Origin of the sequence: Dyella marensis (assembly GCF_049532885.1) — a bacterium.
Classification (GTDB): domain Bacteria; phylum Pseudomonadota; class Gammaproteobacteria; order Xanthomonadales; family Rhodanobacteraceae; genus Dyella_D; species Dyella_D marensis.
In genome coordinates this window covers 4,340,168-4,365,989 of record NZ_CP064029.1, presented here as the reverse complement: position 1 = coordinate 4,365,989, position 25,822 = coordinate 4,340,168, and the positions used below count along the sequence as shown (strand labels likewise).

33 protein-coding genes are annotated in these 25,822 nt (G+C 63.7%); 5 read left to right on the top strand and 28 right to left on the bottom strand.

All coding sequences use genetic code 11. The annotated features are described in order from the left end of the window. Nucleotides 1-15: 15 nt before the first annotated feature. Nucleotides 16-240, bottom strand: a complete 225-nt coding sequence (locus ISN75_RS19050) for a hypothetical protein (RefSeq protein WP_343817597.1) — start codon at nucleotides 238-240, stop codon at nucleotides 16-18. Between ISN75_RS19050 and ISN75_RS19045 the strand changes: the two genes are divergently transcribed. Both ISN75_RS19045 and ISN75_RS19040 read left to right on the top strand, forming a co-directional pair. Then, nucleotides 239-769 carry a helix-turn-helix domain-containing protein gene (locus ISN75_RS19045; protein ID WP_343817595.1) on the top strand — a complete coding sequence of 177 codons (531 nt, stop codon included), beginning with the start codon at nucleotides 239-241 and terminating at the stop codon, nucleotides 767-769. The two genes, ISN75_RS19050 and ISN75_RS19045, sit on opposite strands and share 2 nt — an antisense overlap. Before the next feature lie 17 nt (nucleotides 770-786). Beyond that, nucleotides 787-1,143: a YtxH domain-containing protein gene (locus ISN75_RS19040; protein ID WP_343817593.1), complete on the top strand. Its 357-nt coding sequence runs from the start codon at nucleotides 787-789 to the stop codon at nucleotides 1,141-1,143. A gap of 58 nt (nucleotides 1,144-1,201) precedes the next feature. Here the strand turns inward: ISN75_RS19040 and ISN75_RS19035 are convergent, their stop codons facing one another. The 14 genes from ISN75_RS19035 to ISN75_RS18970 all read right to left on the bottom strand — a co-directional run bounded on the left by ISN75_RS19035 (nucleotide 1,202) and on the right by ISN75_RS18970 (nucleotide 13,048). After that, entirely contained in the window at nucleotides 1,202-1,687 is a 486-nt protein-coding gene (locus ISN75_RS19035; protein ID WP_343817591.1) for a GNAT family N-acetyltransferase, read from the bottom strand. Between the two features lie 120 nt (nucleotides 1,688-1,807). Next, nucleotides 1,808-2,872, bottom strand: coding sequence for a contractile injection system protein, VgrG/Pvc8 family (locus ISN75_RS19030; protein ID WP_343817589.1), 1,065 nt, complete (start codon nucleotides 2,870-2,872; stop codon nucleotides 1,808-1,810). Then, nucleotides 2,869-3,339, bottom strand: a complete 471-nt coding sequence (locus tag ISN75_RS19025; protein WP_343817587.1) for a phage tail protein — start codon at nucleotides 3,337-3,339, stop codon at nucleotides 2,869-2,871. Before ISN75_RS19025 ends, ISN75_RS19030 begins: the two co-directional genes overlap by 4 nt. Beyond that, nucleotides 3,339-6,164, bottom strand: coding sequence for a hypothetical protein (locus ISN75_RS19020; protein WP_343817585.1), 2,826 nt, complete (start codon nucleotides 6,162-6,164; stop codon nucleotides 3,339-3,341). Before ISN75_RS19020 ends, ISN75_RS19025 begins: the two co-directional genes overlap by 1 nt. 1 nt (nucleotide 6,165) lies before the next feature. After that, on the bottom strand, nucleotides 6,166-6,282 hold the full coding sequence (locus tag ISN75_RS19015) for a GpE family phage tail protein (RefSeq protein ID WP_343817583.1): 117 nt from the start codon (nucleotides 6,280-6,282) through the stop codon (nucleotides 6,166-6,168). A 14-nt stretch (nucleotides 6,283-6,296) separates the two neighbouring features. Then, nucleotides 6,297-6,593, bottom strand: coding sequence for a phage tail assembly protein (locus ISN75_RS19010; protein ID WP_343817581.1), 297 nt, complete (start codon nucleotides 6,591-6,593; stop codon nucleotides 6,297-6,299). 35 nt (nucleotides 6,594-6,628) lie between these two features. Beyond that, complete coding sequence (locus tag ISN75_RS19005; RefSeq protein ID WP_343817579.1) at nucleotides 6,629-7,141, bottom strand: phage major tail tube protein; 513 nt, start codon at nucleotides 7,139-7,141, stop codon at nucleotides 6,629-6,631. Between the two features lie 57 nt (nucleotides 7,142-7,198). After that, entirely contained in the window at nucleotides 7,199-8,377 is a 1,179-nt protein-coding gene (locus tag ISN75_RS19000; RefSeq protein WP_343817577.1) for a phage tail sheath subtilisin-like domain-containing protein, read from the bottom strand. A 3-nt stretch (nucleotides 8,378-8,380) separates the two neighbouring features. Next, the gene (locus tag ISN75_RS18995) at nucleotides 8,381-9,079 is read right to left on the bottom strand and encodes a phage tail protein (RefSeq protein ID WP_343817575.1); all 699 of its coding nucleotides are present in this window, start codon (nucleotides 9,077-9,079) and stop codon (nucleotides 8,381-8,383) included. A gap of 9 nt (nucleotides 9,080-9,088) precedes the next feature. After that, on the bottom strand, nucleotides 9,089-10,567 hold the full coding sequence (locus tag ISN75_RS18990) for a phage tail protein (protein ID WP_343817573.1): 1,479 nt from the start codon (nucleotides 10,565-10,567) through the stop codon (nucleotides 9,089-9,091). A 1-nt stretch (nucleotide 10,568) separates the two neighbouring features. Then, the gene (locus ISN75_RS18985) at nucleotides 10,569-11,114 is read right to left on the bottom strand and encodes a phage tail protein I (protein WP_343817571.1); all 546 of its coding nucleotides are present in this window, start codon (nucleotides 11,112-11,114) and stop codon (nucleotides 10,569-10,571) included. Beyond that, entirely contained in the window at nucleotides 11,107-12,129 is a 1,023-nt protein-coding gene (locus ISN75_RS18980) for a baseplate assembly protein (protein WP_343817569.1), read from the bottom strand. The genes ISN75_RS18985 and ISN75_RS18980 overlap by 8 nt, the downstream gene beginning before the upstream one ends. After that, nucleotides 12,126-12,470 (bottom strand): GPW/gp25 family protein, encoded by a 345-nt coding sequence (locus ISN75_RS18975; protein WP_343817568.1) that lies wholly within the window; start codon nucleotides 12,468-12,470, stop codon nucleotides 12,126-12,128. The genes ISN75_RS18980 and ISN75_RS18975 overlap by 4 nt, the downstream gene beginning before the upstream one ends. 5 nt (nucleotides 12,471-12,475) lie before the next feature. Beyond that, the gene (locus tag ISN75_RS18970; RefSeq protein WP_343817566.1) at nucleotides 12,476-13,048 is read right to left on the bottom strand and encodes a phage baseplate assembly protein V; all 573 of its coding nucleotides are present in this window, start codon (nucleotides 13,046-13,048) and stop codon (nucleotides 12,476-12,478) included. 307 nt (nucleotides 13,049-13,355) lie between these two features. Between ISN75_RS18970 and ISN75_RS18965 the strand changes: the two genes are divergently transcribed. Further along, nucleotides 13,356-14,888, top strand: coding sequence for a KAP family P-loop NTPase fold protein (locus tag ISN75_RS18965; RefSeq protein WP_343817564.1), 1,533 nt, complete (start codon nucleotides 13,356-13,358; stop codon nucleotides 14,886-14,888). Nucleotides 14,889-14,952: 64 nt separating this feature from the next. Here the strand turns inward: ISN75_RS18965 and ISN75_RS18960 are convergent, their stop codons facing one another. The 11 genes from ISN75_RS18960 to ISN75_RS18910 all read right to left on the bottom strand — a co-directional run bounded on the left by ISN75_RS18960 (nucleotide 14,953) and on the right by ISN75_RS18910 (nucleotide 20,938). Next, nucleotides 14,953-15,411 carry a phage virion morphogenesis protein gene (locus ISN75_RS18960; RefSeq protein ID WP_343817562.1) on the bottom strand — a complete coding sequence of 153 codons (459 nt, stop codon included), beginning with the start codon at nucleotides 15,409-15,411 and terminating at the stop codon, nucleotides 14,953-14,955. Beyond that, nucleotides 15,408-15,815, bottom strand: coding sequence for a phage tail protein (locus ISN75_RS18955; protein ID WP_343817560.1), 408 nt, complete (start codon nucleotides 15,813-15,815; stop codon nucleotides 15,408-15,410). Before ISN75_RS18955 ends, ISN75_RS18960 begins: the two co-directional genes overlap by 4 nt. Continuing rightward, nucleotides 15,808-16,302 carry a hypothetical protein gene (locus ISN75_RS18950; RefSeq protein WP_343817558.1) on the bottom strand — a complete coding sequence of 165 codons (495 nt, stop codon included), beginning with the start codon at nucleotides 16,300-16,302 and terminating at the stop codon, nucleotides 15,808-15,810. Before ISN75_RS18950 ends, ISN75_RS18955 begins: the two co-directional genes overlap by 8 nt. A 2-nt stretch (nucleotides 16,303-16,304) precedes the next feature. After that, on the bottom strand, nucleotides 16,305-16,865 hold the full coding sequence (locus ISN75_RS18945; protein WP_343817557.1) for a glycoside hydrolase family 108 protein: 561 nt from the start codon (nucleotides 16,863-16,865) through the stop codon (nucleotides 16,305-16,307). Then, complete coding sequence (locus ISN75_RS18940) at nucleotides 16,862-17,185, bottom strand: phage holin family protein (RefSeq protein WP_343817555.1); 324 nt, start codon at nucleotides 17,183-17,185, stop codon at nucleotides 16,862-16,864. Before ISN75_RS18940 ends, ISN75_RS18945 begins: the two co-directional genes overlap by 4 nt. Before the next feature lie 3 nt (nucleotides 17,186-17,188). Then, nucleotides 17,189-17,542 (bottom strand): putative holin, encoded by a 354-nt coding sequence (locus ISN75_RS18935; protein WP_343817553.1) that lies wholly within the window; start codon nucleotides 17,540-17,542, stop codon nucleotides 17,189-17,191. Between the two features lie 2 nt (nucleotides 17,543-17,544). Continuing rightward, a complete protein-coding gene (locus tag ISN75_RS18930; RefSeq protein ID WP_343817551.1) occupies nucleotides 17,545-17,751 on the bottom strand; it encodes a tail protein X in 207 nt (68 codons plus the stop codon). A gap of 8 nt (nucleotides 17,752-17,759) precedes the next feature. Further along, a complete protein-coding gene (locus ISN75_RS18925) occupies nucleotides 17,760-18,239 on the bottom strand; it encodes a head completion/stabilization protein (protein WP_343817549.1) in 480 nt (159 codons plus the stop codon). 93 nt (nucleotides 18,240-18,332) lie between these two features. Next, nucleotides 18,333-19,037: a phage terminase small subunit gene (gene gpM, locus ISN75_RS18920; protein WP_343817547.1), complete on the bottom strand. Its 705-nt coding sequence runs from the start codon at nucleotides 19,035-19,037 to the stop codon at nucleotides 18,333-18,335. 11 nt (nucleotides 19,038-19,048) lie between these two features. Then, nucleotides 19,049-20,074: a phage major capsid protein, P2 family gene (locus tag ISN75_RS18915; RefSeq protein WP_343817545.1), complete on the bottom strand. Its 1,026-nt coding sequence runs from the start codon at nucleotides 20,072-20,074 to the stop codon at nucleotides 19,049-19,051. A 39-nt stretch (nucleotides 20,075-20,113) separates the two neighbouring features. Then, nucleotides 20,114-20,938, bottom strand: a complete 825-nt coding sequence (locus tag ISN75_RS18910) for a GPO family capsid scaffolding protein (RefSeq protein ID WP_343817543.1) — start codon at nucleotides 20,936-20,938, stop codon at nucleotides 20,114-20,116. Between the two features lie 149 nt (nucleotides 20,939-21,087). Between ISN75_RS18910 and ISN75_RS18905 the strand changes: the two genes are divergently transcribed. Both ISN75_RS18905 and ISN75_RS18900 read left to right on the top strand, forming a co-directional pair. Further along, on the top strand, nucleotides 21,088-22,848 hold the full coding sequence (locus ISN75_RS18905) for a terminase large subunit domain-containing protein (RefSeq protein WP_343818252.1): 1,761 nt from the start codon (nucleotides 21,088-21,090) through the stop codon (nucleotides 22,846-22,848). Continuing rightward, entirely contained in the window at nucleotides 22,848-23,879 is a 1,032-nt protein-coding gene (locus ISN75_RS18900; RefSeq protein ID WP_343817541.1) for a phage portal protein, read from the top strand. Before ISN75_RS18905 ends, ISN75_RS18900 begins: the two co-directional genes overlap by 1 nt. 536 nt (nucleotides 23,880-24,415) lie before the next feature. Here the strand turns inward: ISN75_RS18900 and ISN75_RS18895 are convergent. Together ISN75_RS18895 and ISN75_RS18890 are read right to left on the bottom strand one after the other, a co-directional pair. Continuing rightward, nucleotides 24,416-25,237 carry a hypothetical protein gene (locus tag ISN75_RS18895; protein WP_343817539.1) on the bottom strand — a complete coding sequence of 274 codons (822 nt, stop codon included), beginning with the start codon at nucleotides 25,235-25,237 and terminating at the stop codon, nucleotides 24,416-24,418. A gap of 12 nt (nucleotides 25,238-25,249) precedes the next feature. Next, the gene (locus tag ISN75_RS18890; RefSeq protein ID WP_343817537.1) at nucleotides 25,250-25,819 is read right to left on the bottom strand and encodes a hypothetical protein; all 570 of its coding nucleotides are present in this window, start codon (nucleotides 25,817-25,819) and stop codon (nucleotides 25,250-25,252) included. Between the last annotated feature and the right edge of the window lie 3 nt (nucleotides 25,820-25,822).

The window sequence follows — 25,822 nt, the reverse complement described above, 5'->3', positions numbered from 1 at the left end:
ACACCGATTGTGGGCTTACGTATGCGCGGGGTCGGTGACGCCGACCGGGTGGGTAAGGCGCATTTCGAGACCTTCGAGGTACACCGTCAGCACGTAAGCGGCGTCGGTTTTCTGTTCGGCTCGCGCCAATCGCTGGCATTGCGCCAACTGGCAAGGATCAAGGCCGACGCCGATCCGCTTTCGTTTCGTGGCGGCACGGGGCGCATAGGCCCGGCACGGCTTAACCAGGGAGTTCTTCATGGCGATGGGTTACGATGCTGAAGTGCTACACAATCTGAAAGATACTCCACACAGTGGGTCTATGCAACACAATATGAACGGAAAAAAGCCGATTCGTGTAATTAGCCCGATCGAACTCAGTGCCGACGAAATCATCGTGCGGATGCGTCAGGTGGTAGGCGTGAAGACCGATGCCGGCTTGTCTACCGCGCTGGGGCTCGGTGGCGCGAGTACGCCGAGTAACTGGCGTAATCGCAATAGCCCCCCGTTCGCTTACTGCGCCAACATTGCCGCAGCGTTAGGCGTCTCCATGGATTGGTTGGTCCTGGGGCGCCATCGTCATGCGGAATCGGCGAGCACCGGGACGCCCGATAGAGGTGGGTCGGCATCGGTGCCGATGGCATCCACGCCCTCTGCTGAAAGGATTACACGATTCGTGAATGAGTGGGAGGCCACTCGGTCGCCTGAAGAGGTGATCTGGCTGGAACAGCACCTCAAGCGTACGGTGCCAGAATATTCAGAGTGGCTGGCTAATCAGCAGGCTGGGTGACTTCGACGGAGGCGGCCATGTCGTTGCATGAGCGGCTCAACTCGTTTTTGACTGACGCGACATGGGCGTCGCTCATCAGTTTGCTTGGTGGCGCAATGCTGGGAGCGTTCATCACGTGGTTGTTTGCCCGTGCGAGTAGCAAGGAGTTACGCAGTCAGATAGCGGAGCTAAAACAGCAGGCGCTACTCGCCCCTCGTATGCTGGAGCTGAAAGAACAGGGCGCGAAGGTGGGGCTCAACCGAGATCAGGCCGGCCAGGTCATCGGGCTTAAGATCACGGAAACCCTGAAAGAATCAATCACCGGGTCGGCTAGTCTTGTCAGCGGAACTTTGGAGACAGTCAAGCCATCGGATTCCATGCCACCGGCTCAATAGGTGCCGCTCGCACTGCGGTGGCTATCGAAGTGGCCGCCACAAGCAAAGAGATTTAGGCTTATTTGGTGCCAGAGCCGAGGCGCACCAACCGCTTGTACTGTACTGCTGACTCGCCCGAGTATGCGTCCGTACAATCCGTGGCTGAACCACCGAGCACGCGTTCGGCGATCCGGCGCGACGGCAGATTCTCTTTGGCAATGACGGCCTCCACGTAAATGGACGGAGCCAGGTTGCGAAATCCATTCTGCATTTCGTCAATACCTTTTTGAAGCAGCTCAGCGCCTAAACCACGCCCGCGAAATTCTTCGCGGACGGCATATCCGGTTTGCCAGCAGATGACGTTGTCAATCGGATCGGCCAATACAAACTCAACCAGTCCTGCGACCAAGGCCCCGTCAAACTGGGCATACGTCATGCGCGGCGCACCGCCGGATTGATCAGCATGGACGATAAGGTCACGGTGAACTCGGCCGGATTCTGTGCGTAGTTCGCGGTTGTCGTATGCCTCCTGAAAGCTGCGCAGCGCTTCCATAGGATTGATCATGCTAGGCATCATCGTCTCCCCGTCCTGCTCCATTTGGATGCCTACACTCTAGTATATAGACTTAGTTTTCGCATTGGGTGGCATGCCCTCACACCTTGTCGATGGTGTGGGTATCCTCGGTTACGCGATTGCCACTTCAAGGTCATCATCGCTGCTTTCGTCAGCCGCTGCGGTATCACTGGCGGTCGCCTTGCTTTCCAGTTCCACGTGGGTGGAATAACCGTCATTCGGTGTGAGGCTGTGCGTGGTCGTCACTACGATCCACTCGATAGCATCGATCTCGGGCTTCCAGCCGCGCGTGCGTGCCGGCATCTCGGGGTACAGGTCCGGGCGCCCGATGGCGATATCCAGCGCGAAGGTGGATGCGCCGCGGCGTACGCGGGCCAGCTCTGCCTCTGCAGCACGCTCCGCGTCTTCCTTGCTGGCGAAATCCCCCCGCAGGAACTTCACGTGTCCGTTTTTCCCGGCCAACACGGTGCGGCCACGCCCAGCGCCTACGTCATGCCAGCGGGCCCGAATACCTGTGTACGCGTCGTGGTCGGCTTCGTGGAAGCGGTGCCGGTCGCCGTCCGCACGCTGCAGGGTGAGCGTTTCGAGCGGTTTCCCACTTGCCGTCCTCGCACTGCCGATGGGCATGAACAGGAGGTTCCCTGCCTTCACCGTGGCCACGGCGTCCCACAACTTGCCTAGGCGACGTAGCAGCGCGATATCCGATTCGGTTTGCGCCAGGTGCCCGACGGGCAGGGCATCTAGCCCCACGCCTATGCGTGGCGTCAGCTGATGTTCGCCGGCGATCACGCGCACGATGTGACCCACCGTGGTGCTGTTCCAGCTGCGCTCCTTGCGGGCGCGCAGCTCACGTGTGAGCTTGGCGCTGCGGGCGATGATGCTCAGCGTATCGGGCGTGCCGCTGTGCTCGATTTCGTCCACGTGGTAGGTGCCCTGTAGTGACACGCCGAGCCCTTCAAAGCCGAGCATCACCTGCAGCTCCACGCCACGACGGGGCAGGGCGATCCGGCCGAGCGAATCGTCCATCGAGAGATTCACGGTATCGGCATGGTCCTGGCGGTTGGACTCCACGCTGAGCTGGATCAGGTGCGGCATGATCTGGCGGGTGTAGTCCTTGCCCCCAATGACGATCTGACAGGTGGGGCGTAGCAACGGATTCGTGGGCTGCACGATCATGCCGTAGCCCCGGCGCGCCGCTGCTCGGCCTGCGACGGGCCGCCGGCCAGGTGGTCGCCTGGCGCCTCGTCCGCCGGTTCGTCGTCACTGCGACACAGCGTCAGCGAGAACGCGACTTTGCGTGGCGTACCGTCCGCGTGGATCGCGCTCTGCGTGGTCTGCAGGCTGTCGATGAAATAGACGCCGTAGACATGGCCGGCACCGTCCACTAGCACATAAGCGCGCCCCTCCTTGCCCATGGTTTCCAGTTGCGTGATGGAAGCCAGCGTGCCGGATACCTCGGGCGCCACGGTGCCGGACAGCGTGAGCAGTTCCGAGCCCGGTCCCACAATCTGGAAGGCATCGCGCTTGCCCACGCGCGCCGAGGCTGCGTGCTTGAACTGCATCTGCCGTTGCAGTTCTTCGTAGGCGGCCGTGCGCATGCCAAACACGAACGGCCCGAACGCCATCAATACCGTGCCTTCCATCACGACTCTCCGTCACTGAATGCCGAGCGCGCGCGGATCTGCTTGTTGCGCTCGTGCCTGGCCAGGGCGTGGCCGACCTGGCGCTCAATCGCCGCCGGATCGTGGCCGCGCGCGTCCACGTGCATAGTCACCTGGTCGCCCTGCATGACCACGGTCCTTGGGGCACGCACGCCCACAGGTGCGGCGCTGTTGATAACGCTTGGCCCGGTGCCCGAGCCTTCGCCGCCGGCCAGCGGCGTGCGCCCGATGGCGTCGGCGATCGTGCGCGCCTTCTCCTGATCGTCGCCGGTGATCCAGTCGATCGGTGTCCCGCCAGGTTGCGCCGCCGGACCGCTCTGCCCGAGATGACGAATGCGGTCGATCAGGTCACGCACCGCGCCGAGCTTCGCGCTGATCCAGTCGAGCGTACTGCGCGCCGCGTTCTCCACGCTCTGCCACATGTCGGCGAACCAGGCCTTCACCGGCTCCCAATGCACGGCGACCCAGCCCGCCGCGGTGCCGATGGCTTCCCCCAGCGCGACGAACATGCGCACGCCGAAGGTGACGGCCTGAGCGATGCCGCGCAGCGCGGTGCCCACCAGTTCACCGAAGGACACGCCAGCCGCGCGCGCGCTGTCCATCTGCTCTTTCGTGGCCTGGAAGGGCTCCCATAGCTGCGACACCCAACGCCACACGCTGACCAAGCAGCCGACGATGAGGTCAAACGCTGGCTTGAGCGGCGCGAGGGCGCGGCCGATGTCGTCGAACACCGGGCCGAGCGTGCGGCCGATGCCCTCCCACACGCCCGAGAACCAGGCCGAGAGGGGTTGCCAGTAGCGGCGTATCGTCAGCGCCGCGACGATCACCAGCGCGATCAGGGCGGCCACCGGCAGGCTCACGCCGGTGACGGCGAGCATGGCGGCGCGGGCACCGGTAGCGACGGCCGGGAACAGTCGGCCCAGCAGCGGCAGGCGCGACAGCAGCCCGCCCTCGGCACCGCCGGCCATCGCACCGAAGCGAATGCCCCCGAGGCGCAGGGCGTAGCGCAACAGCGCGAATTGCCCGAGCAGTCCGCCTAGGCCGATCATCAAGCTGCCGACCGTGGCCAGTAGTACACCGGCACTGCCGGCGACCAGCAGCATGCCCTTGGCCAGTGCGGGGTGTCGCTGCGACCAGCCGCTGACGGCACGCAGGATGCTCACCAGCTTGCCCAGGCCGGCGACATAGACGGGTAGCAGCTGTTCGCCCAGCTCGCGGTACAGGTCCGACTTGCGCGCCAGTAGTTCGGCTTCCTGGCCGGTGGCGTTCTGCCGAGCTTCGTTGTAGAGCGCATCCACGCCGAAGGCCTTAGGCGCCGCGGCCAGGTGCTTGGCGATGTTCGCACGCTCCATGAACAGCGATGCGAATAGGTCGCCGCCCTTGCGGCCGGAGAACAGCGCGTTGATCTTGCTCACCACCTGCTGGTCGTTGAGCTTCCCGTCCGGGTTGAGCTTCGGGATGACGCGCGTCATCAGGTACTCGAACGGGTTGGCGCGGTACAGGTCCCCTTCCTTGAGCGCATCGGGAAGCAGCTTCTTGAGGTGGCCGGTCTTCTCGTGCACCTCAATGGCACCGGGCTTGAGCAGGCCGAGCTGGTACAGCTCGTCCGCGGACTGGCGCGTGGAGCGGCCGGCTGCCCAGTTCTGATAGGCGGTGGCCAGGCCGGTACCGGCACGGTGGCCGCCCATTTCCTGCACGGTGTGCAGCAGCCCGAAGAAGAACGATTGATCGTCCAATTGCTTGGCCGCGACGCCGCCGGTCTTGATCATGTTGAGCAGGTCTTCGGACCTCACCAGGCCGCCAGAGGCCACGTAAGCCTGCGTCGCGAAGTCCAACACGCGCTTCAAGCTTTCCGGGCTCTTGGCGGCGCCGCGTAGCTCCGCGACTTTCAGCAGGTCCATGAACATGGTCTCGGCCGTCGCGCCATGGCCCTCGCCGTGGCCGCCCTGGGCCATGACGGTTTCGATGCCGAACTTCATCCGCGCGAGGTAGGGTGTGACCGCCTCCGCTTCGTGCATGTCGCGCAGGACGCTGTAGGACTCTTTCAGCAGCTTGAGCGTGTCGGTGGCGCTCGTGCCCATGATGTCCTGCGCGCGGGCGAACTTCACCGCATCGGTCACCATGGCATCGCCGACGCCCATGGCGCGCAGCTGGGCCACCTGCATCGACCACGCCTTGGCCTCATCAATGGTGGGGCTGATCGCGCCTAGCACGTGCTTGCCGGTCTCGCGTGCGGCGTAGCCGCCCACCGTGAGGTGCGCCGCCGTGGCCGAGCTGCGCTCGAAGCTCTGGCGAGCCGCGGCCATCTTCTGCTGCTGCCGGGTGATGGCGCCGAGCCTGCGCTGCTGCGCATCCATCTGTGTGTTGGTCGCGGCGATATCGTCGCGCAGGCGTCGCTCATCACGCGCCAGGTGGCGGGTGTGGATGCCCGCGGCACCTAGGCTTTCGCGCATGGTTTGCAGGCGGCGTACGTTGGCCTGGTATTGCACACCCAGCGCCTCGGCTTGGCGCTTGGCTGCGGTGAACTCGCGCGTCTGCTGCCGCGTCGGGCTCGTGGCGCTGGCGATGGCTCGGCCCAGCTCGGTGGCGCGCTTCTGCGCGGTGGACAGCTGGCCGGCCAGCGCCTGCGTGCCGGCCTTGAGCTGCCGGAAGCCCTTCAAGTCATCCTGCGCCTTCTGCAGTTCCTTGAGGCGCTGGCGGGTGTCGCGCAGCGCCTTGGACGTGGCGGCGGAGCTGCCGGCGATGCCGCGCAGCGGCGCGGTCGCCTTGTCGATCATGTTCAGCAGCACGCTGAGTTTAAGGTCCACGCTAGTCCTCGCCGCCGTTTCGAAGCCGGGCGCGTTCGCGCCATTGCACCAATTCGCTCACGGCCATGGCGTCCATCGTCGACGGTGACCAGTGGAACACCACCGCGATGTCGGCCATGGCGTCGTCCACTGTTACGGGAAGGCCTCCCGCTTCTCCTTCGTCAACAAAAAACCGGACAGCTCCACGCCGAACTGCGTGATGTCCGCCGGGTCCAGGTTGCCCACATCGTGCTTGGTCAGCGTCGGGATGGTGATGCGCGGCAGGACGATTTCGAGGGCGGCGATGTCCATGTGCAGCACGTTGACCAGCTGCGTGCCGCGCAGTTCGCCGGCTTTCGGCTTGCGCAGGCGGACCTCGGTGATGGTCTGCTCGCCACGCTGGATGGGCTCTTCGAGCTTGATGACGGGCATGGTGGTGATATCGCTCATGAGGGATTCCTTAGGGGATGGCAGAGAGAGAGGGGTTACCAATGGCCGATAGCGGCGCGCTGGGCGGCGGTGAGATCCACGCCGTCCACCACCAGCTTGTTGGCGAGCATGTCGATTTCGATCACCGGCACGCCGTCGATGCTGAGGCGGTAGTACGCACAGGACACGGAGAACTTGTGTTCGGTGTCGCTCTGCGACTTCGCGTCGCCCGGATCGAATTCCTTGTAGCGACCGCGCACGGCCACCTCGACGGCGTTATAGGCGCCGTTGCTTTCGGACTGGTAGGCGCCGGCGAAACGCAGCTGCACCGCATCGACGGCCGTGGCGCCGTACTTGGCCAGTGCGCTGCGGATCAGGCCGCCGGCGGTGAAGGCCAGCTCGATCTTCTCCTGCCCGAGATCGATTTCCACCGGGCCGGCCATGCCGCCGGCCGCGTAGTCCTCCATTTTCCGGGTCAGCTTGGGCAGGGTGACGCTCGGCACCAGGCCCAGCCACGATTCACCGTTCTGGAACAGGTCGAAGTTTTTCAGTTTGCTCGGGAGCTTCATGGGGGGTGTTCCTTGCAGCAAAGGGAAAGCGCCGCCGACCGGGTCGGCGGCGGGGCATCAAGCGTTGGTGGCGGTGACGGCAGCCTTGAGCTTGCCGATATAGACGTCGGTGAACGTCTGGGTAAGCTGCAGGTCTTCGAGCGGCGGCACGGGCGAGTAGTCGTAGCTGATCGCCAGCTTGCCGGCCTTCAAGTCCGCGGTGTCGTTGAGCGAGGCGTCGAACCAGGCCTTGCCGCCCAGGATATAGCCGAAGCGCGCGAGACTCCCCAGCTTGGCATTGATCGTGTCGATGATGTCGATGATCAGGCTGGCGTGCATGGGCTTGTCCGAGTACTCGAACACGCCTTGGCCGATGGTGTCGGCGATCACCTGCGCCGTGCGGGTATAGACCTCGAAGAGGAAGTCGGTCTTGTCACAGGTGCGCGAACCCCAGAAGCGGAACCCGTTGTGCTTGACCAGCGTGGTGATGCCGGCTTCGTTGAGAATGTCCGCGTCGGTACCTTCGGTGAGGTAGTCGAAGTACACGTCGGCGGTGATGCCCATGGGGCCGTCGAACGGGATATTGGACAGCGAGCGGTGCCAGCCCACGTCCTGGTCGAGCTTCGCGCGCAGGCCCAGCGCCATGGCGACGGTGTTGGCCTGCACTTCGGCGTTGGCCACGGTGTCCCAGGTGGTGAAGTGCGGCCAGATAAGCATGAGTTCCCGCGCGCCGAAGCCATCGCGGTAGGTCTTGGCGTCGCTGAGCGTCTTGGCCTTGTCGCAGCTGGCATAGGCAAAGGCCTTGAGCTTCTTGGCGACGTTGGACAGCGCCGCGGCCACCGGCTGGGTATCCAGGCCCGGGGCGCCGAGGATGCGCGGCCGCACGCCCGTGCGGGCTTCCGCCGTCAGCAGCGCCTGCAGGCCGGTGTAACGGCCGTCCTCGGTGGTCGTGCCCACCGCGTTGGACGTGGTGGCATCGGCGTCCACACCTTCTTCGATGCGCACGACGATGGTGGGGCAGGTCACGCGGTCAGAGATCGCACGCAGGCAGCTGGCCAGCGTGCCGGTGATGCCGGCTTTACCGATGGCGGCCTTGGGGTTCGTCAGCAGGACCGGCGTGTTGAGCGGAAAGGTCTTCGCATCGGCGTCCTTGGCCGTCGCGATCAGGCCAATGGTTGCCGTGGATACGGTCTGCATGGTGTAGGTGGCGCCCGAGACTTCGTTGACGCGCGCGCCGTGGTGATAGGCGGTAGACATGGGTTAGCCCTCGGTGGTGATGGAGTCGGTGGTGGTCGGCGCGTCCGAGGGAGGCGCGGTGAGGTAGCCGGTCGGAGGCTGCTCGCCGAGCTGGGCGATGACATGCCGCATGCCATCGGCGGTCCAGTAGGTGAAGCCGCGGTAGTCGGCGACGAACACCCAGGTGGCGTGCTCGTCGTTCCACTGCACCGACTGGTGCAGGCCGGGCGTCGGCGGGCAGAGCGTGGTGAGTGTGTCGGGCAGCTCGCGGCCAGACGGCATGCGCGGAGCCAGCTCGCCGGTGGCCTTCCACCACACCGGGAAGCGGCTGTAGTCCGGCTCCTGCTGCCAGGCGCGCGCCGTGGGGTTCCAGACATTGCGCAGCGGCTGTGCATCGCTGAACACCGGCGGCGGTTCGGCGGTCACCCCGTCGGGCGGCGTCTCGCCGAGTTTCAGGGTGTTCGGGATCGGGCGGCCCGTCGCGATGTCCCACAGCATTACGCCGCGGTAGTTGGGCACGATGTCCCAGGCATCGCCGATGGCGTTGAGGCGCGCCGCCTGGTGCGGACCCATCTCCGTGGGCGGCTTCGCCTCCACCACGTTCGGAGGGAGGTGGTACGTGCCTTCCGTGGGCGAGAGATAGACCAGCACGGCGCATAGGTACTCGCGCGTGGTGGTGTCGAAGCTGTAGGCGTACGTCGACGCCGGCAGATGGTCGGACATGGGATGGCCTCAGTAGGCGATGAAATGGAACAGATGCCAGCCGGCCGCGAGGTTGGCGCCGTCGCCTGCTGCGGACACGGTGATGGTGTGGACGTGACCACCCGCACCACCGGCCGAGGCGCTGTGGTTGTGGTCGCCGACGGCGGCGATGTAGATCTCATGGGCGTGGCCGCCCGCGCCGTTCATGCCGATGTTGTGACCGTGGGTGCCGTTGCCGTCGATGCTGAGGCCGTGCTGGTGGTCGCCTGCGGCGGCGGTGTTGGCGCCCGCGCTTTGCAAGCGAGGGCTGCCGGCGCCCTGGTAACCCACGTCACCCCACGCATTGGTGATGATGGATGCGCCATTGGCCGCGGTGTGCGTGTGGCCCCCGGCTACATTCGTCGCGCCGGTATGGCCGTGCCAGCCCTGGCCATCAGTCCAGGCGCCGTGCGCGTGGTCACCCACGCCGCTGGAACTGGCACCGTGCGCGTGTCCGCCGGCGGCGACGATGGACACCGTGTGGCTGTGATCGCCGACGGCCGCTGCGGTGGCGCCGTGGGTATGGCTCAGCACGGAGCCTGCGCTATAGGTGCCGACCTTCTGCGGGTCCACCGTGGCCTTGATCACTGCACCTTCGCCGAAGGCGGGCACGTTGAAGGTGGTCTTGCCGTCGCCCGCGCCAAAGCGCGTGCCGATGGCCGCGAACAGGTCGGCATAGTCGCCGCGGGAGATCGCCGCGCCGTTGCACAGCAGCGTGCCGGCGGGCGCCGACAGCGCGGCCGAGACGATGATCTGACCCGGCACGTAACGCGAGCGTGCATCGAGCTTGGCGGACAGCGCCGTGATCAGGCCAATGATGTCGGCCATCGGGTGCTGATGCGGTGCAGCCTTGAATTCTGGCCCGATGGCGTCGCGGAACTGCGCCGCATTGGCGAGGGCCAGTAACGGCTTGACGAAGGGGGAGGGCGCCGAGGCGCCCAAGCGGTCGTCCAACGTGTCGCGCAACCCGCGTGCGGTGATGGCGCGCTGCGTGTCCCGGCCGTCCTTGGCTTCCGCCGAGGTGGCCAGCTCCACCACGCCGAGCAGGTCGGTGGTCGCTGCCGGGTTGTGGAAGGTGGTATCGCCGAACGTGATCTGCGTGGTGTCCAGTGCCTTGAACTGGATATCGACGGCCAGCTGCATCGTGGACGCTGCGGATTTTTCCACGATCACGTCAGCCTGGCCGTACGAGCCCAGCAGTGTGCCGTCATCCAGATAGAAGCCGTAGCCGCGCACGGAATACATGGCCCCGGGTGTCGCGTCGGTGACAGTGACGTGGATCGTGTCCGCCGCGGTGGCGCCCCCAGCGAGTGTGGAGACGCGCTTGATTTCGTTGGGTACGGGTTGGCCTGGGGCGAAGGCAGTCGCCGTGAGGCCGACGGTAGCGACGCGCACTGCGCGCGTACCGTCACCGTCCGGATTGCGCATCGCCGCAAGGCCTTCGGGGGTAAGCGTGAAGCCGAGAGCCATATCAGGCGACATCCTCAAATTTCATGTGGGCATAGGACTGCGCGCGCACCGCGCGTACGACACCGACGCCGCCGAGGACATGCAGGCCTTGGGTGACAACGAAATGGGAGCGCGCGGGCTTGGTGCGGGTGATTTCCGCGATGATGTCTTCCACGTACGCGGCGCTGGCTTCGGTGCCACCTTGGCCGGACACGGTGACGATCACGTCGAAGGTGTGGGGAATGCCCCGGGGCGTCTTCTGCCACCATTCGACGATAGTGACGAAGGCGCCGAAGGCAGCCGCCACATCACGGACGGCTTTCGCGGTGCCTTTGCGACGGGCGATGTCGATGGCCTGCGCGGTGCGCGCGCGCTTCACAGAGTCGGGCCAATAGGTCTTCCAGCTATCCAGGCCGACTGACCAGGCCAGCCACGGCAGCAGCTCGGCGCTGATCGCATAGGCATTCCACAGCGTGCGCAGTGGCACACGAACATCCGTCAGGCGCAGCGTGACCGCTTCGAGGGTGCGTTCCAGCGGCGTACTGTTGGGCGGCAACAGGCTACGCACCGATGCCACCGTAGGTCATGTCGATGTCGGCCGGGTCGCAGTACGCGGCCTGGGTGGCGGAGATGACGATGTCCTCCACGGGCTCCAGAAGGTCCACCTTCTGGATACCCGCCGCGTGCAGGGCGGCGTAGAGGCCCGAGACCGCAATCGAGCGACGCAGGCGGCGCGCATCGGCCAGGTAGATATCCAGCTGGCGACGTGCAGCGGCCATGGCAATCATGGGATCGGGGCCAGCGTAGGACCAGAGCTTGGCGCGCAGCTTGAAGCGCACGATGTCGGCCGACTTCACGGTGACGGCATCGGTCAGGGGGCGGACGCCGTCCGCGTTGACGCGCTCCAGCACGGCGGCCAGGAGTGCGCTATCCGCGTGCCCGTCCCCCTTGCGTGACAGCACCGACACGATCACCTCCCCCGGCCAAACGGCGGTGTCGAGCGTCTGCGTCATGGCGGCGATCAGCTCCGGCGTGGCGCTGTGAGCAGCCAGCACGGCGAACACCAAGGTGCGGATATCGTCGGGTTGGGGACTGACGGCGCTAGCGTCCAGCACGTCGCCGGATGCGCTGCGCGCATGGAAGACATAAGCCGCCTCCGGGCCGGCGACGGAAAACGAGGCCGGCGCCAGGGTGATGCGTTCGCGGTAATCGTCGTCCGACTCGTAGACCGCCTCGATGCCCAGCTCCGGCTTGGCTTCGCGGAGCACCAGGCGCTTTACGTTGTAGAACGCACCCAGGTTGTCGAGATCGGCCCCTTTGGCGCTGGCCAGGAAGTTGGCGCGGGCCGCATCGTTCACGCGCTGGCGTAGGCCTAGCGCCACATAGGCGACCAGCTGCAATTGCTTCACTACCGGCTCCGACTCGCGGTCGAGGTCGAGCGCGGGGAGGGTGGGGTCGGCCTTGCGTTGTTCGTCCCACAGGGCGCGGAACATCGCTTTGCCCTGCGATAACAGGGTCTCGAAGTTGAGCGGTTCCACCACATCCGGTGGCGGCAAGCGGTCGAGCTGGATGGCGCCGGTCATACGGCGCCCCCCAGGGTGAGGGGGACGCTTAGCGCGACGGCGTCGCCGGTCGCCAGCGAACCCGTGATATCGAGCGCGAAGCGGCCGCGCAGGCCGTCGATGGCGGTCAGCGCGACGCGCTGCACGGTGATGCGCTTCTCCCAGCGCATGAGGGCGGTGGCCGTGGCAGCGAACAGGCGTACGCGGGTGGTGGCGTTCACCGGCGCATCCAGGAGGTCAAAGAGACGGCTGCCGTAGGTGCGGCGCGCGAGGCGACTGCCCAGCGGCGTGCTGAGAATGTCTGCGACAGATTGGGCGATGTGCTCGATCTCGGGCAGCATGGCGCCGGTGGTGCGCGACATGCCCGTCATGGTTGCGGCTTGCCTGACATGCTGCCGCCGGGCTGCACCTTGTCATGGGGGTGGTTGCGCAGGCTGATGCCGCCGGCCTTCACGTCGGCATCGCTGGTGATGTCCTGCGCGGTGTGCAGGGTCGCGTCGAAGGTGACCGCCTGAGTGGCGTGGAGGGCGCCGTCGACATCCACATCGCCGACCAGGTGAAAGCCGCCGGGGGCGGTCAGCTCCATACGGCCGCCTGCCGGTAGCGCACCCTTGAGTACATGGGCGGCCTGGTCGTATAGCAGCACCGCGCCATCACCAAAGGCGATCACCACGTTGTCGGCGGTGGCGCCGTCAGGCTTGGCGAAGGCGTCGTAGAAGATGCCCGTCAGGGCGACGGCAGCACCGAGGTTGCCGCCGGGAGAAAGCACGAGCACCTGCTCGCCGGGGGAGGGCGGCGACCAGGTGCGCGTGGCGCCGGCACGCGGCGCAAGCCAGGGAATGGGCTTGGTAATGAGACCGCCCACCGACACCACGACACGCGCGTTCGCCACATCCACCGTGGCGACGGTGCCGTAGCGAATCAGATTGGTGAGTTGCATGGGGTCTTCGTGCATGCGGTGCATGCTGCGGAAGACCTAGGCGCGATGCACTTAGGGGCTGTTCTGCCGTGCGCGTTCTAGAACGGATGGCGGATGCCGAGCAGTCTAATGATTGCCTCCGCCAAGTGCTCATCGCTCCTAGCCCCTGGTCGCGAAGAGATGACTGCTGTGACCGCGTTTGACCCGTTACACTTTAAGGGAGGTAGTTATACCTAGGCATACGGTTGCAGATGCCATTTGTGGCGCGTATCGCACTCGAAATGGTTGATGTAAGTCGATCCTTAGCGAGGAAGAGGGGGGGTTCCGGATGAGCGATGCACCACTTGACCATTGGGATGGCGATGCTTTCAGTCGAAAGCCAGTTGCTGACTATTTGACTAAGTCCCTTACTTCCCAATCTCGAAAACGAAGTGATCAAGGAAGAGGCCTAACTGTCGCTCTGGACGCGCCGTGGGGAGCAGGTAAAACGTTCTTCGTCCAGAAATGGAGTTGCGATCTGGGGCTCCTAGGTCACCCTGTGGTGTATTTCGACGCCTGGGAAAATGATATTGGTGACGAAGCATCTGTTGCGCTTATGGCTGCCGTCGTCGATGTCATGCACGCTTGGCAGAAAGCCAACCTTCCGAAGAATGCGAAATTGCGCAAGCAGGCGTCAGAGTTGCTCGCAGATTCGAAGAGAAACCTGCGGCGGGCGTTAGTGCCGGCCAGCAAAGTGCTGCTGAGTGGTGTTCTTCAAAAGGCTATCGGTGTTGGCTTTGATGAGCTCGGTGACGCTATATCGAAGAGTGGCTCGACTGAAGACTCTTGGGGGCGTGCAACTAAGGCGGCAGACGAGGTTCTAGATAAGTTGTTCCAGGAAAATCTGGTTAGCCATCAGTCGCGAAAGGATGATCTTGCCGCATTTCGGACGGCTGTCCATGATCATCTTCTGCTGGTCAAGGAGCACTCATCGAAAGAGTCTACGCTTCCAATGTTTATCTTTATCGATGAGCTGGATCGTTGCCGTCCATCCTATGCAGTGAAACTTCTGGAGGAGGTTAAGCATATCTTTGGGGTGGTTGATGTGGTCTACGTTATATCGACAAATTTGCATCAGCTTCAGAATTCAGTTCGCTCGCTCTATGGGGCTGATTTTGACGGTGCGGGCTATCTTCGGCGTCTTTTTGACCGTGAGTATCTTCTGCCGGCAACCGATTACCAGCGGTTCGCCTCTACTTTGTTTGACCAGGAGGGACCTATCACCCTTGCATCGACATATTCTGGGCTTCCTAAGAATAGTGGGTATGACGGTGGTTACACACACAGTTGGGACATGATCGTCTCGGCGTTCGGTCTCGATCTTCGCTCTCAGCACCAGTTGGTTCCCCTTGTAGAGGAGGTGGCGATGGCGTTAGATGGTGGCGGCCAGATTCATGCGCTGTGGTTGTTTTTCTTGTGTGCTGCCTTTCAGAAGAGTCGGACTTTATTTGACGCTTGTGTTGGACGGGAGTTCGAGCAGCCCGAGTTCGTGGATAGATGCGGGAGGGCGTTCGTCGCGAATCCAAAGATTGGCGCTTTTGCGCGATTTAATCGAGGCTATGGATCGGGAGGTAGAAGTTTTTTCCTATCGGAGGTGCTGGGTCACTATTACGAGTTCTCGGCTTATAATGAGAAGGAGGCGTACGATCTTCTTGATGGAGTGAATCGTAACGAGTACCCGTATTCTATCCTTGCCTACATCATGCAGCCGCTTGGCCAGCAGTGGAATATTTCCCGGCCTCGACCTATGCCTATCATGAACTATGCATCACTCGTAAGGAGTGCTGGCTTCGTGCTTAGAGGTGAGGATGATTCAGAGTGATGCGAGCTGGTGAAGCTGTTGACCTAGGCCGGTACTAATCGGTTGCCGATAAGATCGAGTGATGTCAGCGCGATAGATGAATCCATAGTAGATCGCGGATGCGTTCGCGATCGATATCGCTGAATCCGAGCATCGCTCGGCGTGGGTAACGCACCTCGTGAGCATTCGGTACGGGACGGTCGCGTAGGCCTTCTTGATGGACTCGTGCAATGCGTGCGACTCGGCCAGCGAAGCCGACATGGGCCGCATCCGCGGTGCCAGATGCGCGTAGCCATCGCGCCGTGCGTAGCTTGGAGAACATTGCCGCGCGTCGACGAATGGCACCACTTCTTTCTCGTAGCCGCGGCTTGCGCGGTACGAAGGGCGCCCCCTCGGCGTCGCGCTGTGCCGCGATGCGCTGCTGCTGCGACCGGCGCAGTTCGCGGGCGATAGTGACTGCCAGCTTGCGACGCGCCGGCGGCTCCAGCTTGGCCAGGAGCACGCCGGCCCAGCTTTCCAACTGGCTCAGTGGATCTGCGCTCACCACAGGGCCGTTGGGTCGGAGGGCGGCGGTGCTGGCTGCTCGAAGGCGTCGCCGCGACCGATCACGGTCTCTGTTACATCCAGCTGGAACTGCACGTCCGCCAGTTCGTTGGTCATCAATTCCGCTTCGAACCGTACGGCATTGCGCATGGCCTCAGGGCTGAGCAGCAGGTCCGGCTGGGTCTCGGCGAGCCAGCGCACCACCGTCGCGGTGAGCGCATTCATATCGCCGGCATAGTCCTGCACGATCACGGTGAGCTGGTAGGCGTATTCCCAGCTGTTGCCCGCGGCGCCGGTGGTGATGACTCTCCCGCGCTCGGCAAAGATCAGCAGCTTCTGCGGATCGTTGGCGATGTCGGGAAGGTGCTGCAGTAAGGCAGTGCGCAGGCTCCCCGGCTTAATCATGGGCCGGCACTTCGCTGTAGGGCGGCGCCTGCAGGCGATCGATCAGCGCGTTGAGCTGGACGATGGCGTCGTGGCAGGTGCCGTAGTTGTCGGCGATGACGACGGCGGCGTCAGAGGCTTTAACGCCGGAGGCCTGCGCATCAGCAGGTCCGGGAGGGCCGGGCAGTAGGGCCGCGGCGGCGGCGTCGTGCAGGCGCAAAAAGCCGACAGGGAGAGGGTAAGCATCATCAGTGCTGGGCGTGACATAGCGGGGTGCCTCGCGTTGGATGTCGTGGATGACCTGGCGGACCTCACGTACGCGGTCCACATAGCGGGTGACGGTCTGGATGTCCGCCCTGGCGGCGCTGGCCTCGAAGCTGGCCACCACCATCTGCGTTTGCGCGTTGGCCAAGTCGTGGCCGAGCGTGGCCAGCCGGTCGTGCTGCCAGATGAGCGCGGCGGCGGCCAGGGCCAGCAGCGCGAGCAGGGCGGTGGCGGCGTATCTCATGGTCACATCCCCACGCGGTTGAGCACCCAGCCGAAGGCGAACCGCCGCTGCGTGCGATTCGCCTCGCTCAGTTCGAGGTACCGGGCGCCCTGGGAGCTGTTGATGCCTTTGAGCAGGGCGGTGGTGCCCATGGGGCCACGCCAGCGTAGGAAGGTGCGGAGTGCGTCGAGCGTCTTGTTGCCCACCTGGCCATCGACCACCAGTTCCGCGTAACGCGTGCCAGTGTCGTTGAAGGCGTTGAGCCAGCGCTGCAGGAATGCCGCCGCGGTCGCGGTCCCCATGTTGACGCCGGTGTCCACCAGCTTGGCGCCGATGTCCGGGGCGATGGCCACGATATCGCCGAAGCGCGGCGCGTCCACATACATCGCTCGATAGATCGCGCGCGCCGTCGCTTCGGAAAGCGTCGTCATGGGGCGGATGTAGCCATAGGCGCGCGCCGTCGCCGCGGTGATGCCCCAACGGGTTTCGCCTCCGCGGTCGGCTGCGTCGTTGACGTAGCCACCTTCGGCCTTGATCACGTCGGAAAGGATGCGTTCGATGCGCTGCTCGGCCAGCTCGATCATCGGCGCACCTTCCGGCGGAGGGCGCGCAGGGCGTCCCACGCGGTGCGCAGAGCATGCGCCAGGTCGCCTCGGTGCCAGATGAGCAGGGCGGCCAGGGCGGTGCTGGCGAGCGCTTCCAGCGGCCCCGGCGGCGGGCGGACGCCGCACAGCAGTTTGATCACCGTCATCAGGCAGGCAACCACCAGCAGCCAGGCCAGCCAGGCGATACCGCGGCGATGTGGGGACGGGCCGCGACGGTACATGGCCAGCTGCCAGGCGATGACCAGACAGGCGATCAGTTGCACCAGGGGCCAGACGTTGGACGGGGTGAGCAGGGGCATGGGTCAGGCTCCGCGCTTGGTAAAGAGGGATGCGACATCCAGCGCTTTGACGCGCTCGATGACTTGCATGGCGACGGTGACGGCCACGGCGCCACCGAGGAATCCGGCCAGGCCTTTGCTCTGCAGAGGCACCAGGTTCAGTACCTCGGGCGCGGCGAAGTAGCCGGCGGCGGTGCTGACCAGCAGGTACACCGCGCGCCGCAACGGCGGGAGGTCGCGTGCGCTGGTGACGTACAGCGTTCCGCCGGCGAGGGCGCCCACGAGGGCGTCCCCATCGATACCGGGAAGGAGGGCGGTGGTCGCGGCCGTAGCGGTGATCGCCGCGGACGTCAGGAAGGCGCTTGCGGGCTCGGTCATCGTCAGTCCCATAGCTGTTGGGTGGGGATTACGGGGGTAGCAGTGGTGGCCGAGCGCTCGGGCAGCTGCACCAGGGTGCCCGTGGGGAGGATCGGGCCGAGGTCCGCGAGGTCGCGATTGAGTTCGTACACGGCTTCCACCACGCCCGCGGTGGCGCCCAGCTCACGCCAGCACAGCGCGTCCAGCGTGTCGCCTTGGACGGAGCGCACGGCGGCCACTAGATCAGCTCCACGACGGTGCGCGAGCGGCCGAGGATGTCGGCCAGTGCCCATTGCGCATTACGCCGAAACTCATCTGCCGCGGCGACTTCGGACTCGGCGCGGTGATCGCCGGCACGCGTGTTGTCCCAATCGCGATAGTGCTCCGCGAGGTCGGCCTGCACGGTGCAGGCGACGGCGCGCAGATAGCGCTGGACCAGCACCGACTTGCCGTCGAGGGTGTCGTCCATGTCGGCCGCAGACTCCCAGCCCTCGGCTTTCTTCGAGGCGCGAAAGGCCATGAGCTGGGCGTTGATGAATAACGCAGCGGTGATCGTGGCCGCGCGCAGGCGCGCCGCCGTGACGTTGCCGGTGAGTCGTGTGGAGGCGCGCAGCGCGCCGAGGTCGATGTCCGGCCAGAAGCCATCGTTGGTGATCGGCGGGCCATCGTCGGTCAGAGGGGTGGCGGCTGCGCCGCCGTTGCCAGTCAAGGTGCCCATGGTGGTCTCGATAGATGCGGCGGTGGACGGGTGGGTCAGGTGTCGTCCTGAGGCGACCCTCGCCACCCGTGCCGCCGCGGCGCCGGGGGTGGCTCAGGTGCCGCCTTGCGGCGGCGGTTCGGGGGCGGCGTGATCGCCGGGGAGATGGCGCAGCCGGCGTTCCAGCTGCTCGATGTCTTTTTTGGCGCCCACCTTGTCGTGCAGCTCCACCGCACGGCGCAGGTACACCAGCGCTCCGCCGGGCTCGGTTTCCGCGAGCAGGCGTCCGAGTGCGAAGTGCAACTTGGCGCGCACCTGGTCGGGCATGTCGTAGGGTCCGGTGACGTCCATCACCTCGCGCAGGACCGCCACGTCGAAAGGCTTGCCAGCCGTGTAGGCCTTGAGCGCCTGTTCGGCCGGTTCCTCGGCCACCAGCGTGGCCGTGGTGCGCTGGAAGCGATCGGGCATCGACAGGTTGTGTGTCAGCACGTAGCGGGCGATCGGTAGCGCACCGGCGAAGTCGCCCACGTCGATACGCCAACACAGCACGTAGCCGAGCACGTCATCCTGCACGCCCTGGCCGCCGGCGATCACGCCGGACACATAGGCCTCGTAGTCGGGCAGCAGCTCGCGCTTGGCGTCGATCTTCCGCTCCACCGATTGCAGGAGCTTGAGGCGGCGGCGGTCGGTATCGAGCTTGGCGCGGATCAGGGCGTGCGCCTGCGAGGTGGAGCGATCCACCGCCGCACCAGGCGCCGCGTTCGCGGTCGCCTGGGCAGCCTGCACGCGCATCAGATGTTCCAAGGCGGGTGAGGGCATCGTGGCGATCCTCAGGGAGCCTTGGACCAGTCGCCGAGCACGATGTTTTCGAGCAACACCGCACCGCGCAGTCGCTCGATGACATACGCGTCGTTGCTCGACTGGTAGTCGGCGATGCGGTCGTACTCCGGCTCATCCCGGAGCATGCGGCGACGGCCGCCGGTCTGGTAATAGATCGACAGGTTGTCCGGGCGGGTGATCAGCAAGGACGTGCTCGGGAAGTAGGGCAGACCCAGCGCGGTCAGGCCGCCCATGAGCTTCTGGCTCACCAGCACCTGGGTCGCCAGCTCGTCGGTGGCGCGCTGGTCCTGGTTGATCTTGGGGAAATACTTGTCGTGCAGCAGCTTGCGGTTCACGTGCACGCGCAGGCCGGTGTCTTCCTGAAACCACGGCGCCAGAATCTGGATGGCGTCGTACACCAGCGCGTCCAGGTTGGCGTAGTGACCGCCGGGACCGACCCGGATTTCACCGGTGCCGGCCTTGCCTTCCTTCATCACCTGCGCCGGCGCCTGCTCGCGCAGCATCTGCAGCCAGCCCTTGTTGACGTCCTGCAGCAGCGGGTTGTTGGTGAGGTCGGTATCGGCGGCCACACTGGTGCCGTTCCAGCCGATCATGAGGCGATCCAGCGCCTGCTGCTGGACCAGCTCGCCGCTCACGCGCGGCTGAAAGTCGGGGAAGTGTGCCCAGGCGTCCAGCGTGGCGTACTTGATGGCCGTGTCGAAATTGGTCTGGAAGCACTCGTACGGCTTGGCGTCCAGGTCGTGCATTTCGCGCGGGTTGCGGCGCTTGCCGCCGCTGGTGTTCGTGCGGCTGGCCGACGGCCCCTTGATGCCCAGGCCCAGCTTCTCGCCGGTCTTCTCGGTCACCGGCTGGATGTTGACCAGGCGCAAGTACTCGCTCGATTCCTGGATGCGGTTCTCCATGGTCTGCTGCACGGAGGGCTGCACGTCGAACTTTTCGGTGGCGCTGGGTACGCCGTTGAGCGTCGCGATCTGCGCAGCCAGGGCGTTGAACGCGATGCGGGTCGGATTCTTCATGGGTGTCCTTGTGGGTCGGTAGAAGGGCGCGCGGCGCGATCAGAAGTCGGTCAGCACCTGGCCGGAGCCATTGGCCTGCGGGCGGTTGGCCGCCGGCGCGGGGGTGGTGTTGAACTTCAGTTCGACGGCTTCCAGGCGCTGAGCGAAGGCGTCCAGCTGCTGCCTGTGCTGCTGCACGGTGGCATCCACGGTCTGGAACTTCTGCGCGGTCTGCGTGCTCTGCACCTCCCCGTGCTCGGCCACCTCTTCGATGGCCGCGGCCAGGTCGGTGAAGCGGGCGTCGTCGGAGGCATCCTTGCGGCGGAACATCTCGCGCACCTTGGTCAGCACGCTGGGCTTGGTCGGTTCGTCGGTGGTGAACTCGATCACCGCTTCGGTGGCTTCGCCGAACACGTTGTCGGGATGCTGCTTGCGTGCGGTAAGCGGGCTCGCCTCCGGATGCTGGGCGGTGAACTTGAGCATTTCTGTGCCCAGGCTGGCCGGCGTATCGGTGACGGCCAGGCCGACCAGGTAGGCGCGGCCGGTATCGGCGAACTTCGGGGACACCTCGGCGCTGGTGAAGACCTTTTGCATGGAGCCCACCAGCTTCACCAGGTCATCGCTCGGCGTGATGGTGGCGAACAGTTCCAGCTTGCCGGTGCCGTTCTCGGTGGCTTCCAGCGCGTCCACAAAACCGTAGTTCTTGAACGGGCTATCGGGCAGGGCGCTACGGATGTGCTCGATGTTGATGCCGGCGCGGTACTTGGCCGGGTCGTAGGTGGCGGCCATATCCCTGATCCAACCGCGTTCGACCACGCGGCCGTCGACGGTGGCGCCTTCGGTGAAAATGCGGAACTTCTTCGATTTCTTGGCGGGTGCCGGCATGGATCGGCCTCGATGTGGGTGAGTGGTTGTAAGTAGGGAGCCAGCATCGGGACGAGGGCAGGACGCAGCAACGCGCGGCTGTTCTGCGCAGCCCGTGTCAGAACGAGCGCAGGGCGACGTGATCGCGGGTCGTGCCTACGTTGTCGCGCATGCCGATGCCGACCATGGATCCCCGACGACACGCACGCAGCCTGTTCTTCCAGGGCTGGGGCGTCACCGAGATTGCCCAGCACCTATCGCTCTCGCGCTCCACGGTGGAAGCGTGGAAGCAACGCGACGAGTGGGCCGCCGCGCGTTCGATCGATCGCGTCGAAATGCAGCTGGATGTGCGCCTGTGCCAGCTCATCATGAAAGAGCCCAAGAGCGGCGGCGACTACAAGGAAATCGATCTACTCACGCGGCAGATTGAGCGCCTGGCGCGCGTGCGCCGCTATGAAGCGCCAGGCGGGCACGAAGGCGACCTCAACCCCGCGGTGGCCAATCGCAACGCGAAGGCGCGGCGCAAGCCGGTGCGCAACGAGTACAGCCCGGAGCAGGGCGCGCGGCTACGTGAGGCCTTTCTCGATTCGCTATTTGCCTATCAGCGCACGTGGCACGAGCAAGGCCTGGCACGCCGTATCCGTAACATCCTCAAGTCGCGCCAGATTGGTGCCACCTGGTACTTCGCCCGCGAAGCGCTGGCCGATGCGATGGACACCGGTAGGAATCAGATTTTCCTGTCGGCCAGTCGTGCGCAGGCGGATGTGTTTCGGCAGTACCTGACGCAGTTCGCCAAGGATGCGGCCGATATCGAGTTGAAGGGCGATCCGCTGATCCTGCCCAACGATGCCACGCTGTACTTTCTGGGTACCAACTCGCGCACGGCCCAGAGCTACCACGGCAACCTGTACTTTGACGAGTATTTTTGGGTTCACAGTTTCCAGACGCTACGCAAGGTGGCGTCGGGCATGTCCAGCCACAAGAAGTGGCGGCAGACCTACTTCTCCACACCGTCATCGCTGAGCCACGACGCCTATCCCTTCTGGTCGGGTGCGCAGTTCAACAAGGGCCGCGCCAAAGCCGACCGCGTCGATATCGATACCTCGCACGCCGCGCTCGCGGCCGGGCTGTACTGCGCGGACGGGCAGTGGCGCCAAATCGTCTCGGTGATGGATGCGCTGGCCGGCGGCTGCGACCTGTTCGACATCGACCAGCTGCGGCTGGAGTACGGTGACGACGAGTTCCTGCAGCTCTTCATGTGCGCGTTCATTGACGACAGCGCGTCCGTGTTCCCGTTCAACCTTGTGAAGCGCTGCCTAGTGGATAGCTGGGACACGTGGGATGACTTCCGTGTCTACGCACCGAGGCCGGTGGGTGATGCCGAGGTGTCCATCGGCTTTGACCCGTCCAAGGGCGCGAGCGGTGGCGATCCGTCCGGCTGCACCGTCAACGCGTTGCCCACCCGGCAGCGCGACCTATTCCGCGTGCTGGAGAAATTCCAGTGGCCGGGGCAGGACTTCGACGCCCAGGCCGGCAACATCAAGGCACTGTGCGACCGCTACCGCGTGGCGGACATCGCTATCGACACAACGGGCATGGGTACGGGCGTGTACCAATTGGTGAAGCAGTTCTTCCCGATGGCGCGGGCGATCCAGTACTCGCCCGAGACCAAGGGCCAGATGGTCATGAAGACCCAGGACGTCATGAACAAGGGGCGCCTGGAGTTCGATGCCGGCTGGACCGATCTGGCTGCCGCCTTCATGGCCATCCGCAAGACGATGACGCCCAGCGGCCGCCACGTGACCTATGACGCCAGCCGCTCGGCGGACGTCGGCCATGCGGACCTCGCCTGGTCCGTCATGCATTCCCTCATCTACGAACCGCTGGAAGGCCGTGCGGCCCACAGCCAGAACGTCATGGAGATTTTCTAATGAGCAAGCGCAAGCGCCGGGCAGAGACGGCTGTGGTCCTGAAAGATACGTCGGCCGGTGGTCGCTTCGAGGCCTTCACCTTTGGCGATCCGGAGCCGATCGATCGGGCCAACCTGCTGGACTACGTGCAGGTGTGGCACAACAGCCGATGGTATGAGCCGCCGGTTAGCCTGACCGGCCTGGCCAACATGTTGCAGATTGCACCGCATCACTCGTCGGCCATCTATGTGAAGCGGAATCTGCTGGTTTCCTCGTTCCAGCCGTCGCGCTACCTGTCGGTGGCCGAGTTCGAAGCATTCGCGATGGACTATCTGACGTTCGGTCAGGCCTATTTGGAGTGTGAGGAGGCCATGTCCGGCAAGCTGCTGCGGACCAAGCACACGCCGTCGCTGTTCACCCGCCGCGGGGTCGAAGAGGGTAAGTTCTGGTTCGCGCCGCTGAATGCCCAGGCCTTCCAGTTCGAGCGCCCGGTGGTGCAGATGAAGGCGCCAGATGTGCGGCAAGAGGTGTATGGCATCCCCGAGTACTTGAGTGCGCTGCATGCGGCTCAGCTCAATCGTTCGGCCACCTTGTTCCGACGCAAGTATTACGACAACGGGTCGCACGCCGGCTTCATCCTCTACATGACGGACCCGGCGCAGAACCCCGATGACGTCGACAATTTGCGCAAGGCGCTCAAGGGTGCGAAGGGGCCGGGTAACTTCCGCAACCTCTTTATGTACGCGCCGAGCGGAAAGAAAGACGGCTTGCAGCTGATCCCAATCAGCGAGGTGGCGGCCAAGGATGACTTCGCGTCGATCAAGAATGCGAGCCGCGATGACATCCTTGCTGCGCATCGCGTGCCGCCGCAGTTGTTGGGGATGATTCCGACCAATGCCGGTGGCTTTGGCGATGTGGAGAAGGCGACGCAGGTGTTTCTGGCCAATGAGGTGGCACCAATCCAGGTCCGCATGCTCGGATTGAATGATGCGATGGGCGCCGAGGTCTTTCGATTCAGTTCGGGCCAGTCATCGACTTCGACTAAGGCTTAGTGGTGTGTCACTAGGGGGGGCACAGCCACATGGGTGCAAGAGGGCACGGCTTACTTTCGTTTCCGACGAAGGGAGCAGAGCATCAAGCATTCGAGCGCGTACTCGAATTCAAGGACTGAAGGACTGTCTCCGGGAAAGCTTTCGAGACGCATGCTATCGGGATCGGGGTTCTTGTCGGTGATTCGCAAGCCCGCGAAGTATGACTCAACGTCCTGGAAATAGATGGTGTTTACTTCGTCATCGCCCAAGTTCCTTCCTATGTAGACCAATGAGCTAACTGTTGGGATCATCATGTCTTGATCAACGTACGTGACATGGAAGTACGTCTCGCCAATGGCTAGTTCGTTGCTGCTAACGTACTGCGCGTACGGTGGAATCTCCCGCTGATCGAATGTGAACATGGCAATGTTTCCGGGTGCGTGGTGAGTTCGAAGGTGAGGGTCCTTATGAGCGAAGATGGCGGCCAAGGCCGCCTTCTTCGTCTTGCGGAACTGGTAGGGCAGTCAACGCACATACATCCCATGCGCCCTTTCAAGTTACGCGAGAAGGTTTCCTTCAGCTATGCGCTTAAGATGCGTGAGCATGGCGCGCTGGCCAACAGGGAAGCCTTTGATGCTAAGAAAGATTTGCCGCTGCCCTCCATCTAGTTTCATCTGCAGAACGCGTTCAATGGCGCTGAAGTGATTGCCGTATTTCTCAGTGAGTTCTATGGAAGGTAGGTTTTGTACAAATCGCCTTCCGTCCTCCGCGTAAATATAGTCGTCCCCTTTTGGTAGCTGTTGAAGGTGGAGATCAATTCCGGTCCGGAAGCTGACATCAAGCAATTTCGCGCTGGAGAAGTCATTGCCTCGGAACTCGTTGTACTCCCGCGATGGTGGCCTAGTGGGGCGATCTTGTAGGGGCGTTCCATTAAAGAAGCCCTTCTTGATGACGCCAGAAAAGAGGCAGTCGATAAATTCTGCGTCGATGCCTCTGAACACTTGAATCTTCGCATTGCGAAATGTGCACCGTTCGAACCGTGCATTCCCTGGGGCACTGGCGTAGATTTCCGCGCCATCAAAACAGCAGTCCACATAGCGAGACTGATCTATCCCGCCGCCAAAGCAAGCCTGTTCAAATCGCGTGTTGGAGAAGTCGCAGTGGTTGAAAGTAGAGCCGATGGCTACGAAGTCGGGCCATCTTTCGCCCCGAAAGCTTTCGCCGTCAAGGGTCTGTTGATCAACTACCTTTCTTTCTCGTAGTAGTCGCTCAAGCTGCTTAGGTGGAATCGTCTTTGGCATTTTCTCATTCAACTGTCGCGATGGATTGCTCATGTGCAAAGAAGGCGGCCGGAGGCCGCCTTCTTTGTTGTTGCTCAAATATATAAAGTCTCATGCGGCCCGGCGTGCCCATTCCTCGTAGACCTCACGGAGGCGAGTTGACGGCCGCTGCTTGCGAGCGAGGCCATGCGCAACGTTGATGGCGATTCTGATCGGATTGAGTTGTAAGGGACCAAATGGTGTTAGGAGAGGTTGTCCGAAATCCATGTCCTTCCTGCTCCTAAAATCCTGAGTCCACTTAAGATTTGGATGATGTGCGATTAGCGTCTGAGCCAAATATAGACCGACATCAAACCCAATAGAGTAGCTCTCTTCTGTTAGCACATCCTTAGGAGGATCGATCGAGTACTGAGACTTGCCCTTTAGGGCTCCCAACTCATCTTCTGTCCGTTCGCGGACAGATACGTGAGCGGACATCCATTCGCCAAGGATATCAATCGATGATTCGCTATTGTTGGGATCCCAGTCACTAAAGGCCGGATCGCTCCTAATGAAAGCGGTCAACTGATGAATGCGATCAGGGATAGACGCCATCACCCAAGCGAAGTATGCCTTCAGCTCTTCCTTAGTCATTTCCCAGAAGTCTAGGCTGAAAGGGGGGTGGATTGCCTGATAGTTCATATT

Bases quoted from the DNA above. Each gene is read 5' to 3' on its own strand.
- ISN75_RS19045 (WP_343817595.1), top strand. From the start codon at position 239: ATGGCGATGGGTTACGATGCTGAAGTGCTACACAATCTGAAAGATACT.
- ISN75_RS19050 (WP_343817597.1), bottom strand. From the start codon at position 240: ATGAAGAACTCCCTGGTTAAGCCGTGCCGGGCCTATGCGCCCCGTGCC.
- ISN75_RS19040 (WP_343817593.1), top strand. From the start codon at position 787: ATGTCGTTGCATGAGCGGCTCAACTCGTTTTTGACTGACGCGACATGG.
- ISN75_RS19035 (WP_343817591.1), bottom strand. From the start codon at position 1,687: ATGATCAATCCTATGGAAGCGCTGCGCAGCTTTCAGGAGGCATACGAC.
- ISN75_RS19030 (WP_343817589.1), bottom strand. From the start codon at position 2,872: ATGATCGTGCAGCCCACGAATCCGTTGCTACGCCCCACCTGTCAGATC.
- ISN75_RS19025 (WP_343817587.1), bottom strand. From the start codon at position 3,339: ATGGAAGGCACGGTATTGATGGCGTTCGGGCCGTTCGTGTTTGGCATG.
- ISN75_RS19015 (WP_343817583.1), bottom strand. From the start codon at position 6,282: ATGGCCGACATCGCGGTGGTGTTCCACTGGTCACCGTCGACGATGGAC.
- ISN75_RS19010 (WP_343817581.1), bottom strand. From the start codon at position 6,593: ATGAGCGATATCACCACCATGCCCGTCATCAAGCTCGAAGAGCCCATC.
- ISN75_RS19005 (WP_343817579.1), bottom strand. From the start codon at position 7,141: ATGAAGCTCCCGAGCAAACTGAAAAACTTCGACCTGTTCCAGAACGGT.
- ISN75_RS19000 (WP_343817577.1), bottom strand. From the start codon at position 8,377: ATGTCTACCGCCTATCACCACGGCGCGCGCGTCAACGAAGTCTCGGGC.
- ISN75_RS18995 (WP_343817575.1), bottom strand. From the start codon at position 9,079: ATGTCCGACCATCTGCCGGCGTCGACGTACGCCTACAGCTTCGACACC.
- ISN75_RS18990 (WP_343817573.1), bottom strand. From the start codon at position 10,567: ATGGCTCTCGGCTTCACGCTTACCCCCGAAGGCCTTGCGGCGATGCGC.
- ISN75_RS18980 (WP_343817569.1), bottom strand. From the start codon at position 12,129: ATGACCGGCGCCATCCAGCTCGACCGCTTGCCGCCACCGGATGTGGTG.
- ISN75_RS18975 (WP_343817568.1), bottom strand. From the start codon at position 12,470: ATGTCGCGCACCACCGGCGCCATGCTGCCCGAGATCGAGCACATCGCC.
- ISN75_RS18970 (WP_343817566.1), bottom strand. From the start codon at position 13,048: ATGCAACTCACCAATCTGATTCGCTACGGCACCGTCGCCACGGTGGAT.
- ISN75_RS18965 (WP_343817564.1), top strand. From the start codon at position 13,356: ATGAGCGATGCACCACTTGACCATTGGGATGGCGATGCTTTCAGTCGA.
- ISN75_RS18955 (WP_343817560.1), bottom strand. From the start codon at position 15,815: ATGATTAAGCCGGGGAGCCTGCGCACTGCCTTACTGCAGCACCTTCCC.
- ISN75_RS18950 (WP_343817558.1), bottom strand. From the start codon at position 16,302: ATGAGATACGCCGCCACCGCCCTGCTCGCGCTGCTGGCCCTGGCCGCC.
- ISN75_RS18945 (WP_343817557.1), bottom strand. From the start codon at position 16,865: ATGATCGAGCTGGCCGAGCAGCGCATCGAACGCATCCTTTCCGACGTG.
- ISN75_RS18940 (WP_343817555.1), bottom strand. From the start codon at position 17,185: ATGCCCCTGCTCACCCCGTCCAACGTCTGGCCCCTGGTGCAACTGATC.
- ISN75_RS18935 (WP_343817553.1), bottom strand. From the start codon at position 17,542: ATGACCGAGCCCGCAAGCGCCTTCCTGACGTCCGCGGCGATCACCGCT.
- ISN75_RS18925 (WP_343817549.1), bottom strand. From the start codon at position 18,239: ATGGGCACCTTGACTGGCAACGGCGGCGCAGCCGCCACCCCTCTGACC.
- gpM (WP_343817547.1), bottom strand. From the start codon at position 19,037: ATGCCCTCACCCGCCTTGGAACATCTGATGCGCGTGCAGGCTGCCCAG.
- ISN75_RS18915 (WP_343817545.1), bottom strand. From the start codon at position 20,074: ATGAAGAATCCGACCCGCATCGCGTTCAACGCCCTGGCTGCGCAGATC.
- ISN75_RS18910 (WP_343817543.1), bottom strand. From the start codon at position 20,938: ATGCCGGCACCCGCCAAGAAATCGAAGAAGTTCCGCATTTTCACCGAA.
- ISN75_RS18905 (WP_343818252.1), top strand. From the start codon at position 21,088: ATGCCGATGCCGACCATGGATCCCCGACGACACGCACGCAGCCTGTTC.
- ISN75_RS18900 (WP_343817541.1), top strand. From the start codon at position 22,848: ATGAGCAAGCGCAAGCGCCGGGCAGAGACGGCTGTGGTCCTGAAAGAT.
- ISN75_RS18890 (WP_343817537.1), bottom strand. From the start codon at position 25,819: ATGAACTATCAGGCAATCCACCCCCCTTTCAGCCTAGACTTCTGGGAA.